The organism is Lysinibacillus sp. JNUCC 51 (assembly GCF_015999525.1).
In the GTDB taxonomy this organism is placed as follows: domain Bacteria; phylum Bacillota; class Bacilli; order Bacillales_A; family Planococcaceae; genus Lysinibacillus; species Lysinibacillus xylanilyticus.
This window is the reverse complement of sequence record NZ_CP065545.1, coordinates 631,111-647,661: the sequence shown is the minus strand read 5'-3', so window position 1 is coordinate 647,661 and position 16,551 is coordinate 631,111. Positions and strand designations below refer to the sequence as shown.

Annotated in this window: 14 protein-coding genes and 1 pseudogene; 12 read left to right on the top strand and 3 right to left on the bottom strand. The window is 36.8% G+C overall.

Annotated features, from left to right (window positions below; genetic code table 11):
- Positions 1 to 123 precede the first annotated feature (123 nt).
- The 3 genes from JNUCC51_RS03470 to JNUCC51_RS03460 all read left to right on the top strand — a co-directional run bounded on the left by JNUCC51_RS03470 (position 124) and on the right by JNUCC51_RS03460 (position 2,513).
- Complete coding sequence (locus JNUCC51_RS03470; protein ID WP_049666464.1) at positions 124 to 999, top strand: LysR family transcriptional regulator; 876 nt, start codon at positions 124 to 126, stop codon at positions 997 to 999.
- A 337-nt stretch (positions 1,000 to 1,336) separates the two neighbouring features.
- Positions 1,337 to 2,002 carry a phosphopantothenoylcysteine decarboxylase domain-containing protein gene (locus tag JNUCC51_RS03465; RefSeq protein ID WP_337990853.1) on the top strand — a complete coding sequence of 222 codons (666 nt, stop codon included), beginning with the start codon at positions 1,337 to 1,339 and terminating at the stop codon, positions 2,000 to 2,002.
- Between the two features lie 355 nt (positions 2,003 to 2,357).
- Positions 2,358 to 2,513: a YezD family protein gene (locus JNUCC51_RS03460; RefSeq protein WP_079560078.1), complete on the top strand. Its 156-nt coding sequence runs from the start codon at positions 2,358 to 2,360 to the stop codon at positions 2,511 to 2,513.
- A 188-nt stretch (positions 2,514 to 2,701) separates the two neighbouring features.
- Here the strand turns inward: JNUCC51_RS03460 and JNUCC51_RS03455 are convergent, their stop codons facing one another.
- Positions 2,702 to 3,190, bottom strand: a complete 489-nt coding sequence (locus JNUCC51_RS03455; RefSeq protein WP_337990852.1) for a flavin reductase family protein — start codon at positions 3,188 to 3,190, stop codon at positions 2,702 to 2,704.
- A gap of 203 nt (positions 3,191 to 3,393) precedes the next feature.
- Here JNUCC51_RS03455 and JNUCC51_RS03450 point away from each other — a divergent pair, with 203 nt between their 5' ends.
- Positions 3,394 to 4,179 (top strand): VOC family protein, encoded by a 786-nt coding sequence (locus JNUCC51_RS03450; RefSeq protein WP_337990851.1) that lies wholly within the window; start codon positions 3,394 to 3,396, stop codon positions 4,177 to 4,179.
- Between the two features lie 91 nt (positions 4,180 to 4,270).
- Here the strand turns inward: JNUCC51_RS03450 and JNUCC51_RS03445 are convergent, their stop codons facing one another.
- Positions 4,271 to 4,471, bottom strand: a complete 201-nt coding sequence (locus JNUCC51_RS03445; RefSeq protein WP_100543016.1) for a cold-shock protein — start codon at positions 4,469 to 4,471, stop codon at positions 4,271 to 4,273.
- A 213-nt stretch (positions 4,472 to 4,684) separates the two neighbouring features.
- On the opposite strand from JNUCC51_RS03445, the gene JNUCC51_RS03440 reads away from it, so the two are divergent.
- Complete coding sequence (locus JNUCC51_RS03440; protein ID WP_337990850.1) at positions 4,685 to 6,364, top strand: formate--tetrahydrofolate ligase; 1,680 nt, start codon at positions 4,685 to 4,687, stop codon at positions 6,362 to 6,364.
- 180 nt (positions 6,365 to 6,544) lie between these two features.
- Here the strand turns inward: JNUCC51_RS03440 and JNUCC51_RS03435 are convergent, their stop codons facing one another.
- Positions 6,545 to 6,766, bottom strand: coding sequence for a hypothetical protein (locus JNUCC51_RS03435; protein WP_337990849.1), 222 nt, complete (start codon positions 6,764 to 6,766; stop codon positions 6,545 to 6,547).
- Between the two features lie 324 nt (positions 6,767 to 7,090).
- Between JNUCC51_RS03435 and JNUCC51_RS03430 the strand changes: the two are divergent.
- The 7 genes and pseudogenes from JNUCC51_RS03430 to JNUCC51_RS03400 all read left to right on the top strand — a co-directional run bounded on the left by JNUCC51_RS03430 (position 7,091) and on the right by JNUCC51_RS03400 (position 15,967).
- Positions 7,091 to 7,522: pseudogene (locus JNUCC51_RS03430) on the top strand (Rpn family recombination-promoting nuclease/putative transposase).
- Positions 7,523 to 7,545: 23 nt separating this feature from the next.
- Positions 7,546 to 8,004, top strand: coding sequence for an Rpn family recombination-promoting nuclease/putative transposase (locus tag JNUCC51_RS03425; RefSeq protein WP_337990848.1), 459 nt, complete (start codon positions 7,546 to 7,548; stop codon positions 8,002 to 8,004).
- A 903-nt stretch (positions 8,005 to 8,907) separates the two neighbouring features.
- Positions 8,908 to 9,522, top strand: coding sequence for an HD domain-containing protein (locus JNUCC51_RS03420; protein ID WP_337990847.1), 615 nt, complete (start codon positions 8,908 to 8,910; stop codon positions 9,520 to 9,522).
- Positions 9,523 to 9,855: 333 nt separating this feature from the next.
- Positions 9,856 to 11,277 carry an anion permease gene (locus JNUCC51_RS03415; RefSeq protein WP_337990846.1) on the top strand — a complete coding sequence of 474 codons (1,422 nt, stop codon included), beginning with the start codon at positions 9,856 to 9,858 and terminating at the stop codon, positions 11,275 to 11,277.
- A gap of 263 nt (positions 11,278 to 11,540) precedes the next feature.
- A complete protein-coding gene (locus JNUCC51_RS03410; protein WP_337990845.1) occupies positions 11,541 to 13,427 on the top strand; it encodes an ABC-F family ATP-binding cassette domain-containing protein in 1,887 nt (628 codons plus the stop codon).
- A 12-nt stretch (positions 13,428 to 13,439) separates the two neighbouring features.
- Positions 13,440 to 14,564 (top strand): conserved virulence factor C family protein, encoded by a 1,125-nt coding sequence (locus tag JNUCC51_RS03405; protein ID WP_337990844.1) that lies wholly within the window; start codon positions 13,440 to 13,442, stop codon positions 14,562 to 14,564.
- Between the two features lie 494 nt (positions 14,565 to 15,058).
- The gene (locus JNUCC51_RS03400; RefSeq protein ID WP_337990843.1) at positions 15,059 to 15,967 is read left to right on the top strand and encodes a hypothetical protein; all 909 of its coding nucleotides are present in this window, start codon (positions 15,059 to 15,061) and stop codon (positions 15,965 to 15,967) included.
- The last annotated feature ends 584 nt before the right edge of the window (positions 15,968 to 16,551 follow it).

Genomic DNA, 16,551 nt, shown 5'->3' with positions numbered 1-16,551 from the left:
ACAATCTGTGTACTAAAACAGTTTTTATTCTAAAAATTACTATATCTCTTGTATTGTGATTAGTAAAACGAATGTTTATAATGGTTAGTATTAAAAAAATTCATGTATATTGAGGACAAGGCGATGAGTTTAGTCAAATATGAGATTTTAAATAAAGTGGCTGAGGTAGCAAGCTTTACAAAAGCAGCAGATGCATTGGGATTAACCCAATCTGCTGTAAGTCATGCTGTTTCAAGCTTAGAAAAGGAGTTCGGCTTTGCACTCATTCACAGAAGTCGAGCAGGTGTCACATTAACGAGTGAAGGTAATACAATGCTGAGGGCAATGAGACATGTCCTAGATGCACAAGAACTGTTACAGCAAGAAGCCGCTCACATACTTGGCGTTACTCGAGGGAAAGTGAGAATTGGTGTAATTTCAAGTATTTCCTCAAACTGGATGCCGGAAATTGTTCGTATTATGGACAATCAATTTCCTGGTATTCAAGTCGAATTACGTGAGGGAGATTATTATGAAATTGAACAATGGCTATTAAGTGGAGAGGTTGATGCAGGATTTTTAAATGGTCAAAAGTCTATGCAGTATCAGTTTACCGAGCTTCAGCAAGATCCATTGCTGTGTATTGTCTCCGATAAAAGTCCACTTTATAATAAAGCGGAAATTGATATTGTTGAACTAGAAGACATGCCATTTATCATGACTTCATACAAAGGAACAAATGATGTTAAAGTACTGTTAGAACAATATCACGTGAAGCCAAATATTCGCTTTGAACTATCGGAAGAGGTAGGGATTATTTCAATGATTGCTCACCAGCTTGGAATTAGTATTTTACCGAAATTAGTGACGTATAACTTGCCTCCTACGATAAAAGCTATACCTTTAAAACAAGGTGGCTATCGTACTATAGGAATAGCTATGAAACATCAGGCATCACCAGTGACAAAGAAATTTGCGGAAATATTAAGTTCATGGTTAAAAGAGCAAAATATGAATTAAACTCTTAGGAGAGCTACTAACTCTATAAAAACAACATTGAAGCATAACATAGCATTACGTTAAAATAGTATTTGTATATTTATCTTCATTCAGCAGATATTTTTTGTAGCGAAAGCAAAGCGACAGCTACAGAAGATTCTCACCTCTAAAGGTGGTGAGATGAATGCAATTTTGATTACTTTTTCTGTAGTTGTCCAAACACCTACTGAATGAAGATAAAGCCTCCGGCGGATGTCACGGATTTTTAAAGGAATGGATTGTGCAGGCACAATTCATTCCTTTAAAAATCCGGACGCAATTACGCCAAGGCGAAATTGATTAGAAAAAAGGTGAGTGTATGGGGACATTACGAGGTAAGACCGTACTAATTACAAGTGGGGGAACACTTGAAAAATGGGATCGTGTGCGTGGGCATACGAATTTATCGAAAGGGTCGATGGGCTGTTATTTAGCTGAAGCGGCACTAGCGGCTGGGGCAAGCGTATTGTATATGCATGGTTATTTTGCACAGCTTCCTGCGAACAAAGATAAAATGCGTACCATTCAATTTGAAGGTATTGAAGATTTAGGCGAGAAGATTCGTCATGCAGTTCAGGAAGAGCAGGTGGATTTCGTTATTATGGCAGCTGCAGGTTCTGATTGGCTCATTGACAAAGTGTATGACCAAGCTGGGAATTTAATAGAGGAATCAGGTAAAATGCCATCTGACGAGCCACCTATCATTCACTTTAAAAAGGCACCTAAAGTTTTAGGTCAAATAAAAGAGTGGCAGCCGAAAGTAACTTTAGTGGGCTTTAAACTTGAGGCAACAGATGATGAGGAATTTTTACTGTCTCGCGCACGTCTACGGATGGAAACGGCCAACGCTCAGTTTATGGTAGCTAATAGCTCACAATCTTTATATGGTGGAGATGAGCCACACTGGATTGTACCGGCTAAAGGCGAAGCTATAAAGGTTATGGGCAAGCAAAAGACAGCGAAAGCATTAATGGATCTTTTATAAAATGATTAAAACAAAAACTGTGTAGAGGTAAATTGATCTGCGCAGTTTTTATTTTTGCCCCGTGAAGTCTATAGTGATACTTACTGGCATAAATATAGACCATACTTCATATTCCTTCATTTCTTAGTAAACAACTAAGTTTTATAATATTTATATTGACAATGGGTTTTCTGAATTATAGAATTATTTCCAAGAAACGTATTTCTCTTATCGGGAGTGTTAGAAGACTTGGCCAAAATGAAGCTTCTTCGATAACAAATAGAATAGGTCAAATCTAGTAGAGCTTCCCAAGGGATAAGTGGGCTATGATTGACGTATTGGCCTCAAAATATGTTAAAAAGAAGGGGTGTATCGGATGACTCAACAGGCAAAGGTAGACGACAAAAAGCTAGAGGCAATTGCAAAGGCAATTCAAAATTTGGAATTTGGAGAAGTAAACATAACGATTCAAGATGGTGTCATTGTGCAAATTAACAGACTTGAAAAACAGAGATTTCCACAGAAAAAGTAAGCGGTATAATGATTGATTGTTGAACAAGTATTTGTAGGCCGAATTTATTTCGCTAAACTAAATCATCAGGGACTTATCATTTGGATTGTTCTAGAAACACACCTAAAAAAAAGCAACAATCCGACGTCAAAAACCAGGATGATTACAACGAATCAACCTGGTTTTGCGTATATTCTTCTTGCAATAGCCTATTGATAAAAACTATTCGGGATTTCACCAATATGTCTGCGATGATACAGTAAAGGTTCCTTCTGTGCATTTTCAATTTCTAGGACATGCCCGATAAATATTGTATGATCCCCAGCATCAATTTGCTGAGACGTTTTGCATTGTAAAATGGCTGCAGTATCATGTAAAATCGGTAGACCTAAAGTAGAGGTTGACCATTTAGCCTGGGCGAAACGATCTGGGATTTTACTTGAAAATAACGTACATAAGTGTTCTTGATTGCTCGCTAAAATATTGACAGCAAACTTTTGAGCAACTGTAAAATATGGATGCAGCTGTGATTTTTTATCGAGCGACCATAAAATAAGGAGTGGATCTATGGAAACTGACGCAAAGGAATTAACAGTTAAGCCAATAGGTTCACCTGCGTCATTACAAGCAGTTACAACCGTAACACCTGTTGGATAATTACCTAATGCTAGTTTAAAAGCAGTTACTTTGTCTGTCATTCTAATCACCTCTTCATTGATTTATGAAAATAAAAATTATTTTGATGAACTACTAGCATCGAAAACATTTAGTTGCAGAGCATTTAAAAAAAGATATCATAAAATATAGTAACTTCTATATAGTTGTAATATTCTAAATTTTATTTTAAACCAACAAAACTAACAGGTAAAGTATATAATAGAGAAAAAAGGGGGGTTCATTCATGACTTTATATTTTGACCATCTAGTTCATCAAGTTCAATCACCAGAAAATACAAAGGTTTTCTTAAATAAACGTAATATCCATACAGTTAACGGTGGTCAACATACAATGTGGGGGACATACAATACGTTAAGCTACTTTGGATTAAACTATATTGAGCAAATAGCAATTTATGATCGTGATTTATTTGAAAATGCAGTGAAATTACCCTATTCCCTACATTATACGTTTAAGCGTGTTAATGAGCGCTATGGTTTTTCAAGAATTGCATTACGTACAAAAAATATTGACGAAGAGGCACAACGTTTGCGTGCACTTGGATATGAAGTATATGGACCTGATGCTTGTAGTCGTACAAGACCAGATGGCTCTGTAATAGAATGGAAGTTATTGCACTTTGGGAAGCCGGAGCAGGCAATTGATTTTCCGTTTTTGATTGAGTGGACTGATACTGATGAGGAACGTGTTGCACAATTAAAAGCAAATGGAGCCATTGATAAGAATCAAACAATTTCGATGGAATCTATCCAATTTTATGTGAAAAATGTGCAAGCTACAGTGAATATATGGAGGGAAGTATTTCAGCTACCAGAACCTGAACAACAAGAACAGTGTATTTCCTTACATTTACCAAATATTCGCCTGGATTTTTATGACGAAGTCGCTGCAGCTACTATGACACTAGGTCATTTAAATGAAGGGCCGTTTGGGGTTACACTTAAGGATACTGACAGAACGAAGGAAACGCTAGTTTTTCCCGGAGCTTTTTATTGGATCAATTGCTGAAGGTATAATATCTAGAAGATAAAGCGGCGCTAATACAATTAAGAGCATCTGAAAAAAGGAGCCGTTCATCCATCGAACAGCTCCTTTGAGTTTATGCTTTCACAACATTTGACGCCTGTGGTCCTCGATTGCCTTCCACCACATCAAATGATACCTTTTGACCTTCTTCAAGTGTACGGAAGCCTTCCTCTTGGATTCCCGTAAAATGTACAAATACATCTTCTCCATCATCACATTCAATAAAGCCATAACCTTTTTCGTTATTGAACCACTTTACGATTCCTTGTTGCATAAGCATTCGCCTCCCATGCGCTTGAATGTAGAATAAAATCAATTAAGTCGTGACATAAATTGTGAAAATGTGAAAAAATGCATTTTCATTTAGAACATACATGAATTGAGCAAAGTTGTCAATTGATTGTCGAAATACTTGGATAACTTACTATGATTTTTTTCACAATTAAGTCTATAATGGAAATTAACAACATAGAAAGTAGGATGCCAAATGACAACGAAAAAACAACCTTTAACAGATCTAGAAATCGCTAATCAAGCGGTTATGCAACCTATTACTGAAATAGCGAAAGCTGCAGGTATTCCAGAGGATGCACTTGAACAGTATGGTCGCTACAAAGCAAAAATTGATCCATTAAAAATAACAGCACATGGTGAGGATGCAAAAGTTGTATTGGTAACAGCTATTAGTCCAACTCCAGCGGGTGAAGGGAAATCAACTGTAACGGTTGGGCTTTCTGATGCACTTCATCAATTAAATAAAAATGTTGTTGTTGCTTTACGTGAGCCATCACTAGGCCCTGTAATGGGTGTAAAAGGTGGTGCAACAGGTGGTGGATATGCACAGGTTGTGCCAATGGAAGATATTAACTTGCATTTCACTGGTGACCTTCATGCAATTACGACTGCGAATAATGCATTATCAGCCTTTATTGATAATCATATCCATCAAGGAAATGCTCTAAACATTGACCCTCGCCGTATAATTTGGAAGCGTGTAATGGATTTAAATGATCGCGCCCTTCGTAAAGTTGTTGTGGGTCTCGGAGGTCCTGTTCAAGGGATGCCACGTGAGGACGGCTTTGACATTACTGTTGCATCAGAAGTTATGGCAGTTTTCTGTTTAGCTACAAGTATTGAAGATTTACGTGAACGTTTAGCAAGTATCGTAATTGGTTATACATTTGACCGTGAGCCTGTATTCGTGCGTGATCTTCAAGTAGAGGGAGCCTTAACTTTATTATTAAAAGATGCCTTCAAACCAAACTTAGTGCAAACACTTGAGGGGACACCTGCCATTATTCACGGTGGACCATTTGCCAACATCGCACACGGCTGTAACTCGATTATGGCGACACAAACAGCTCGTAAGCTGGCAGATATCGTTGTGACAGAAGCAGGCTTTGGTTCAGATTTAGGCGCTGAAAAATTTATGAATATTAAAGCGCGTAAAGCGGGCTTTAAACCAAGTGCGGTTGTAATCGTAGCTACAATTCGTGCATTAAAAATGCATGGCGGTGTTGCGAAAACGTCACTTGTTGGCGAAAATGTTGAAGCACTTCTACAAGGAATTGAAAACTTAGCTAAACACGTCGAGACAGTTCGTTCATTTGGCGTCGAACCGATTATTGCTTTGAATCGTTTTATTACGGACACAGAGGCTGAGTTAGAAGCAGTCCTGAATTGGTGTAAAGAAAATCATGTTCGTATCGCGCGTACAAATGTCTGGGAGGAAGGCGGACAAGGTGGTCTAGGCTTAGCTGAACAAGTGCTAGCTGTTCTTGATGAAGATAACAATTTCTCACCTTTATATGATGTAACAGAATCTATTGAGGAAAAAGTACGTACAATTGTGCAAAAAGTTTATGGTGGGAAAGATGTGCAATTTACCGACCAAGCGAAAAAGCAAATCGCCCAAATCGAAAAATTTGGCTGGGATGCACTACCGATTTGTATGGCGAAAACGCAATATTCTTTATCAGACCAACCAAGTCTTTTAGGACGTCCAGAAGGCTTTACAATCACCATTCGCGAAGTCATTCCTAAACTTGGTGCAGGCTTCCTAGTTTGCTTAACTGGGGATATTATGACAATGCCAGGTTTACCAAAAGCACCAGCTGCCTTACGTATGGACGTGGATAATGAAGGACATGCAGTAGGATTGTTCTAGATTGAAAAAAATACAAAAGAATATATAAATGTAAAAGCTGCTCCTTTTAGTTATGAAGGGCAGCTTTTTAAACTTTTTTTTGAGAATGTCCAAACTTCCGATGTAAGAAATTAAGCCTCATGTGGTTGTCACTGTATTATGTCAAGGCATTATAGTTCTTGTGAAAAAGAGGGAAGAAAATTAATTGCCCACATATTCAATAAGGAGAAAACTAGCTAGCCATAAAAAAATTGCAATTCGAATGATTATATTCATTATATTCTCAAAAAAAGAAAGTTTTCTTTCACGCTTTAAAATTTTTAAAAGTCTCACAGAAAAAATTGAACATAAGAGAAGGAATGCTATAGATGTATGATATATATTTTCTAACAGGTTTACATTTTCTAACAAGCTTTTCAACATGATCATCCCCTCTTACTAAAACGTATGAGTAGTCTTGTTTTAGTATGCTGATACTTCAATAAATTAATTAAAGCTGACTTTATCGACAATATGATGGGCAGCTTTTATTGTTTCTTCTGCGGGTGTTCGTATTACAAACTTTTTGTTCCTATTTCCTATATAAATTAATACTGGACAGTATCATTGTGTTTGAACATGTTTGAAGTTGGACCTATTAACGAAGCATGATAAAATATAAAGAATTATGACCGTACTTTTAATGAACAAAAGGAAGTGAAAGTTGTGAGTGAAAAGGCATTACGGAGGATTCCGCTAACTAAATTGATGGATTTGAAAGTAGACTATGCATTTAAGCAAATGTTTGGTAGTGAAAAAAATAAACATATAACCATTGTTTTTCTTAATGCGATTTTAAATCGAACTGGTCGAAATACCATCCAATAAGTGGCTTTTATGAAACAAGAAGTTGGTGGAGGATACAAGGATGATAAGCAGTCGAGATTAGATATTGTTGTGAAAACGCAGGATCAGCAAATGATTAATATTGAAATTCAATTGTTTAATCAACACGATATGTTTAAGCGTACATTATTTTACTGGGCTCAATTGTATACATCACAATTACAAAAGGGTATGGGTTATCATAAACTGCTACCGACTATTACCATTAATATATGTAATTTCACGTTGTTTCCTCAAAGTGCGTATTATCACAGTACATTCCATTTATATGAGGATAAAACATTAGAGCATTAGTTATACAGGATGATGCTTTGGAAGTGCACTTTATTGAAATGAATAAATTCCTTGAACAATGGCAAAGAGGAGTTCTTAAGCAATTGGATGATATTTTAGCACGCTGGTTATTGTTATTAGGAATGGTTGATGCACGAAAGAAAAAGGTCTATGAAAAAATTTATCGTGAATTGGAGGAACTAGCGATGAAGGACGAACATTTATTACAAGCATTTAATGTTTGGGAAGAGCTAAGTTTATCACAGGAAGATGTTATTGCTTATCAATCACGCTTAAAGTATATCCTTGATGAAGAGGCAAAGTTAGAGGATGTAAAGCATATGGCAGAACAAAAAGGAATAGAAAAAGAGAAAGAAGAAACTGCTAACAAACTTTTAGCTAGTGGAATGGATATTGATTTTATTCATAGAATAACAGATTTATCTGTGGAGCGTATTAAAGAAATCAAAGAAAGGCTAATTCAAAATCGTGAAGATAAATAACAATAAGTTATGGTTAACAAGGTTCGTCATGTCCCTAAAATCTCCCGTGTTCAGATTTTTTTCCCTTAGAATATCTTAGAAGGGAAATTGGGAATAACAAGAAGCGAAGAAAAGGGAGATAGGAGATATATGGCTTTAAAAATGTCAATTAAAGAAAAATAAAAGCTGCCATCATCTACAAAAAATAAGATGGGCAGCTTTTATTGTTTCTTCAGCGGGTTGGTATTACATAACATAACTATCGTTCCTACTTCCTTCATAACTTAATACTTCATTTACGGCTTACATATAATTCGGAAAAATTGTTGCCTAAAAAAGAATTCTCTAGTTTTGTTAGCACGACTCTGATGATTTAACTTTTAGCAAAATGTTGGCAAGTAACTGGTATGCTATTTGCCATTAATGGGAGGAGTTACGTTCACACATATTCAAGATAATGAATAGAAGAAGGTAACATCGATTAATGATAAAAATATCACACGCTTGCGACATATGCTCAAAGCTTTCTTGGTCGTGAAAACAAGTAATTGTTTGTTCACTTATCTCGTCATGTACATTCACTATGCGGGTAAAACAAAGAATTTCTAAGGGAAAGTGTTCACTTTTATTTGTTTTAGATGATTGGTTTTCATTATACGCACGTCATCTTTCAACACAGTATTCAATTGTAAAGCCCGCTGAAGTTGTTTAATCTGTCAAAACATAGTTCTTGTACATTACTGAAATAATGAACCAACAGAACAAAAATAATTGTTCTGTACATTTATCTTACAATATTCTGAAAAATTAGTCAATTGAAATCAACTAATCATGTTGTTATTTTATTAAGCACGGAGGTTACTTAATTAACAACTAGTCTAAGCAATACCGTATAATAAAGTATGAAGGGACTGAACTAAGAATATGAACAATTTAATGAACAAAGTACGAGGGATTTACGAGCAATTTGATGCTAGTCATGATTTTCAACACATTGAACGTGTTTATCAAAATGCGTTAGCGATATTACATACGGAGCCAGAAGCCGATGCAGAGGTCGTGAAAATTGCTGTGCTGTTGCATGATGTTAGTGATAAAAAGTATACCGATAGCAAGGAGCAAGAGAATAAGCTAATTGCCGAGCTGTCTTTGAGCGAGGAGAAGAAGCAACATATTCGAGATTGCATCGCACAAGTGTCGTTTAATGGTGGCAATGAGCTAGAAGCAACTTCTATCGAGGCGAAAATAGTACGAGATGCAGATCGCTTAGATGCGATTGGAGCAATCGGTATTGCGCGCACATTTGCTTTTGGTGGAGCAAAAGGTCGGAAGCTTTACGATAAGGAAGAGGATGCTCGTACGGATATGACAGAAGAGGAATATCGCAATAAAAATACATCCTCAGTTACCCACTTTTATGAGAAGCTATTATTGCTGAAGGATTTAATGATTACAGAGAAGGGCAAGCAAATGGCTAATGAGCGCCATCAATTTATGGTACAGTTTTTAGAGCAATTACAAAATGAAATAGGTAAGTAATATCCACGATACAAAAAATAATCCGTTGTCTATTTCAATAGGCAACGGATTTTTAAGGCTAAATGTATCTTTTCAGTGAATCTTGCACATGCTACCTTTAATGAAAAGTATCTTTTTACCAATAATTTGAACAAAAAGGTAAATATTTCTGAAATCAGATCATTTTTTTCTAAGTAATAAGTTAAAATTCTTTTCTTTCATTACATAAAGCATTTATAATTACTAATGTTTTTTCGACAATGGGGATCTTGAATTAGATAATTCAAATATTAGATCGTGGGAGAAATCTCCTTTTAAATACATTGGGGTAACCGTCAAAGGAGTTTTAACATCATGAAAGAAACAAAAAGCGCAGTCAAATGGATTCCTTTCTTCATTTCCCTTGCTGTGGGCGTGGCTATCTGGTTTTGTCCAGTACCTTCAGGGGTGGAGGAAAAAGCGTGGCATCTGTTTGCTATTTTTGTTGCGACCATCATTGGATTTATAACGAAACCGTTACCAATGGGAGCTGTATCATTTATTGCTATGGCTATGATTGCAATAACAAATACATTAACTATTGAAGAGACATTAAGTGGTTTTGGTAATTCAACGATTTGGCTTATTGTTATTGCATTCTTTATTTCTCGTGGATTTATTAAAACGGGGCTAGGGGAACGAATTGCTTATGTATTTGTTCGTCTTTTTGGGAAAAAAACTTTGAGTCTGTCTTACTCTTTACTAGCGAGTGACCTAATATTAGCGCCAGCTATTCCTAGTAATACAGCTCGTGCTGGTGGTGTTATATTCCCAATCATCCAGTCATTATCTCATACTTTCGGATCTAAACCAGAAGACGGGACAGAGCGTAAGATGGGTGCCTTTCTTTTGAAAGTAGGCTTTCAAGGGAATTTAATAACATCTGCTATGTTTATGACTGCTATGGCAGCGAATCCTTTAATTGTTAAGCTAGCAAGTGATTCAGCTGGAGTAACTATTACTTGGTTTGGTTGGGCAATGGCGATGATTGTCCCTGGGTTAACAGCTTTAATCGTTGTTCCTTATGTTATTTATAAAATTTACCCGCCTCAAATCAAGGAAACACCAGAGGCAGCAGCTATCGCTAAGAAGAAGCTAGAGGAATTTGGTCCTCTGAAAAGTTCTGAAAAACGAATGATCGTAGTATTTGTAGTTGTGCTGTCGTTATGGATTGGCGGAGACTACTTAGGCATTAGTGCTACTACGGCAGCTCTTATAGGTCTTTCATTGCTGTTATTGTTAGATGTATTAACATGGGCGGATATTAAAAAGGAAGAAGGAGCATGGGATACACTAATTTGGTTTGCCACGCTATTTATGATGGCATCATTTATGAACAAACTAGGGTTGATTCCATGGTTTAGTAATGAAGTTGGTGGACTTGTATCTGGGTATAGTTGGATATGGGCTGTTGTCATACTAGCTTTAGTTTATTTCTATTCTCATTATTTCTTTGCGAGTTCCACTGCACATATTAGTGCTATGTATGCAGCATTTTTATCTGTTATGTTGCAAGCGGGAGCACCTGCGATGTTAGCAGCTATATTATTAGCGGCATTTAGTAATTTATTTGGCGCCACTACTCACTATGGTTCTGGTCCAGCACCGGTCTTCTTTGGTGCAGGTTATATTGATCAAAAAAAATGGTGGACAGTTGGATTTGTAGTTTCCGTTGTTACCATTCTGATCTTTGTTGTAGTAGGAGGATTATGGTGGAAGCTTCTAGGTTATTGGTGAAATAATTAGCTTCTGTATCCGGATAGAATATGTTCTATCCGGATTTTTTTTTGAGATTTTTAAGAAGTTTTTTACATACCCTCGCTCTTCTTCATTTTGCAGTTAATGGAGGAGGCGTTTTTTTAGATAGCTAAGAAGAGTTTGTTGTCCTTTGTTTACCTGTCATTTGGTGTTATGATAAAAATGGATATCAATAATAAACTACATATAAAAAGTAGTATGGGCACTAAACAACACCTAAATGAAAGAGATGGACAAGTGTAATGAGTCATTTAATAGTACAAAATTTAACGAAAACAGTGGGCGATAAAACGCTCTTTCAAAATATTGAATTTACGATTTATGAAGGGGAGCGAGCTGGGTTAATTGGTATTAATGGTACTGGTAAATCTACATTGCTTTCTATTTTAGCTGGTGAAATCGAAGCGGATGCAATGAATGTTGACCGCCCAAATAAATACCGTGTAGCTTATTTACCACAGGAGCCTACTTTTGAAAGTGGAGAAACTGTGTTACAGGCAGTGTTTGCAGGGGATTCACCTATTTTAAAACTTAATCGTGAATATGAGGAAACGGTTGCTGCACTTGCGTTAAACCCGACTTCAGAAAGTTTACAAAAAACGTTATTTAGTTTGCAGCATCGTATGGATGAGGAGCAGGCATGGGATGTCAATGCACTTGCTAAAACCGCGCTAACGAAGCTTGGAATTGAAATGTTTGATAAAGAAGTTTTAACACTTTCAGGCGGTCAGCAAAAGCGCGTTGCCTTAGCAAAAGTATTAATTGAACCGGCAGATCTTTATTTATTGGACGAGCCTACCAACCATTTGGATGTGCAGTCAACTGAGTGGCTACAGGAAATGGTGTTACGATTAAAGGGGGCAGTTATATTTATTACCCATGATCGTTATTTCTTAGATGAGCTGTCTACCCATATTTATGAGCTAGCTGATCAAACATTATACCGACATACTGGGAATTATGGGGATTATTTAGAAGCACGTGCAATTCGTGAGGAAATGAAAGCAGCCTCTGCACAAAAAGACCGTAACCGCTATCGCTCAGAATTAAAATGGATTCGTCGTGGAGCGAAAGCGCGTTCTACGAAGCAGAAGGCACGTATCCAGCGTTTTGAGCAGTTAGAGGAGAACTTAGAGCGTAAATCTGAGGATGTTTCTCTTGATATTGGACTAGCAACAACACGTCTAGGTCGGAAGGTATTAGAGGCTGAAAATATTTCAAAGGCATTTGGTCAACAAAAAATCCTTGATCACTTTTCATTTTTACTACAGCAGGGCGACCGTATCGGTATTATCGGAGCTAACGGTGTGGGAAAATCAACATTATTGAACATGCTAGCAGGAGAGCTGACACCTGATGCTGGTGAAATTCTTGTTGGTTCGACAGTGAAGTTAGCGCATTTCAAACAAACTTTACCTAAAATGAATGAAAATGAACGCATGATTGAATATATCCGAGAAGCTTCAAATGATATTACAGATGCAGAGGGGGTACGCTATTCGGCTGCTCAAATGCTCGAGCGTTTCTTATTCCCGCTTCATGCGCACGGTACACCTATCGGTAAATTATCAGGTGGCGAACGTAAACGTCTGCATTTATTACGATTATTAATGGAGCAACCAAACGTATTGTTACTTGATGAGCCTACGAATGATTTGGATATTGAAACATTGGGTGTGCTTGAGGATTTCATTGAGCATTTCCCTGGAGTCGTTATAACTATATCCCATGATCGCTTTTTCTTAGATCGAATTGCGAAAAAGCTATGGATTTTAGATGGTCTTGGGCATGTTGATGAGACGCTTGATATTTACAGTGAATATTTACAAAAGCGTGAACAGGAAGCTTCTGTAAAGGTAGAAGTGCCAAAAGTCGAAAAACCTAAGACTGAAAAGCCTAAATCGGATAAGAAAAAATTATCCTTTAAAGAACAAAAGGAATGGGAAACTATCGCTGATGAAATAGAGAAGACAGAAACAGCGATTATGGAGACAGAAGAAGGTATCGCCAACGCTGGAGCTGACTTTACAAAGCTACAGGAGTTAACGGCGAAGCTAGATGAGCTAAATGCACAATATGAACACCTTATTGAAAGATGGTCGTATTTAGATGAAATCGTAAACGGATAAGGAGCGAAAGACGTGAAGATTATAACAATTGAACCGACACCAAGTCCTAATTCTATGAAGATTGTCGTTGATACGGAGTTACCTTTTGGTAAAAGCTATAATTTTACAAAGGATAATAAAGATGATGCTACTGGTGAAGCAGCAGCCATTTTAGCAATTGAAGGTGTTAAAGGCGTTTATCATGTAGCAGATTTCTTAGCAGTTGAGCGTAACGCAAAGTATGCATGGGAAGGTATTTTAGCAAGTATTCGCCAAGTATTAGGGGAAGACGTACAGGACGTAAACAAAGAACAAGTAGCCAATGAATTTTATGGCGAAGTGTATGTTCACGTGCAATTTTATAAGCAAGTACCACTTCAAGTAAAAGTATTTGATAATCAAAGCGAGCACCGTGTAAGCTGCGGTGATCGCTTTGTGGAAGCTTTTAATAAAATTATTGAGACTGCAGTTGATGAAAACTATATTTTCCAACGTAAGTGGATCGACTACGGCGTACGTTATGGGGAGCTTGAGGAAATTGCGGAAGCAGTAAAACAAGAAATCAATGTGACATATTCCGAGGAACGTTTAGCGGAGATTATTGCAACGATTAATGATGCTGAGAAAATTATTATGAAGCCAGCTAAGCTAAAAATTACTGTTACACAGTTTAAGCAACCAGAATGGGAAAAACGTTTCCAGTTGCTAGATCAAATGGCAGATCCAGAGCTAGATGATTTACTGCTTTTAGATTTGGCGTTACAAGATGAGCAAATGTCTATTCGTCGACTTGCAACCGTTTATTTAGGAATGATTGAAGATGTGGCAGTCGTGCCATATTTGGAAAAGGCATTACAGGATAAAAGTGCAGCGGTCCGTCGAACTGCAGGAGATTGTATGAGTGACCTCGGCTTCGTAGAATTTGAAGATGCGATGCAACAAGCATTACAGGATAAAAACAAACTTGTTCGTTGGCGTGCAGCTATGTACTTATATGAGGTCGGCACTGAGAAATCATTAACAGCATTAAAGGTTGCTGCAGAAGATAAAGAATTTGAAGTAAAGCTACAAGTAAAAATGGCGATTGCCCGCATCGAACAGGGTGAGGAAGCAAAAGGTTCTGTTTGGAAGCAAATGACAGAGTCTCGCCAGCAATAAAACGAAACAGCCAGCATCTATTTGAGCAATTCAAAATAGATGCTGGTTTTTTATATTTCAATTCCGTTTTTTCATTAGGCTGGCTTCCAAGAAAATACTGATTATGGTTGATTTTAATGCATTTTCAGGAGGCGTTCGATAATTTTGAGATATGTGTATGAAGCAGTCGGAAAATTGGGGAAAGCAGATCAACTAGCCGTATGAAGGCAATGAAACAAGCCTATATCCAAAAGAAGTAAATAAAATGGAAAAATTACTTCCTAAGATCAAGGAGTTTCGCTTTGATTTTCTTTCAGTCATGTTTTTTTCATAAGTTTCATACATTGAAATCTCACAAGTTATTTTATAGTGGAACAGGAGAACAGGAATATAGGAGAGCAGGGGCATATTGTATATCGGTACCCTTGAAGTTTAAGCTATATGAGCACAGTGCATAATAAATAATAACAAATGACAAATAAAACAAGATTATAGTTTTTAAGGAGGGAAGATAAGTGCAGTTGAAATACGATTTCGTAGACTTGCCTTTAAATGAAATTAGAGTAGGCGCTACAGGAAGAACATTATTGGATTATTGTCTTAACCGTAGCCATATATTTGCCTTAGCAATGAATGAAGTCTTTGGATATGACATCATTGCAATTTGGCGCCCAATAATACAACACAACAGAGTTTTGCAGATGAAACTATTAAAGGTATATTTAGAAACATCTTATTTAGGCAAACGATGCTTGTTCGATCCGTCAGGTAATACCCAAACATCTGAAGTAATTAAATATGAAGGGGCCATTACAGAGCTTATCACCCCCCAACAGTTTAGAGGTCAAATGAAAGATTTGACTAAAACGTATTCCGAGGGAGATTTTGATGAAACTAATTTCGACAACTCATTCGCTCAAGAACTTGAAGAAATAAAACAATTCATACTAGAAAACCCAATTCGATACGTCCCTATCTTTAGTTATATTGAGAATGCCCTTACAGAAAGTGGTTGGGAGCAAGTAGAGAGAAGCTTTTCTCATCCGGATAAAGAAGAACCATTCCACCGGGCTGTTACCGGATGTAGATTTTCTGCTACTCGTTCAGTTGGTCAATTCCAACATATAATCATAATCGATGTATTAAAAGACGGGGGAGTTATATACCACATTGAGACCGATGATAATCATCGTATCTTCCAAACTGGTGTTTGCTCTATGGAACAATTCATCCTTGTTCTAAAGGAATGCGTCGATATTAAATATCCGATCAGATCACAAGTGATGATATCCGCCTTAAAGATAACGGGTGAAGTAATTTATACTACTATTACTAACAACTACAAACCGCTTTATTTAGTTGATTTTCTCGGCGGTAAACACTGGCTAGAAAATGATGATTTAATGGCCATATCCACTAACTAATTCTTAGTAGATTAGAGTAACTCTAAAATGTAAAACCAATTAGGCTCGTTAAGCTAAATTTTTCGGGTTCACCAATGATTTTATCTATTTGTAAGAATTTTGGAGAAGTAGCTTCAATGAAAGTTAAGAAACTAGATAAGTTCAAAAAGTATCGTATAGTTATACTTTGGGTCACTTCCAGCAGAGTGACCCTTTATTAATTTCTTACTTCAGTACGCTTCACCTTGAACATTTTCTTTCAAACGCGATATAAGAAATATTCTTCTCTTATTGAACTAACTTGCAGCGTTAGTTGAATAGTAACAATCTTTTCGAAAACAGATTTTCACTAAATCCTCTAATGTTCTCCTTAAATCTTCAAAAGTCGTAGCTCTAACATTTTGTATCCAGTAATAAGTTTCCTCGTATCTACCTGTGGTTAGGCAACCTCTAACATCATTAAATGTTTTAATTGTGCGAAAGCGAAGCGGCAGCAATAAAGCACTCTATCAGAACGGAAATTAACCACACATTATGTTGATAGGACATTAATTTTATAGAGCCTCTCTTAAGTCTCTTTTTATCGAAAAATAACATAATAGATA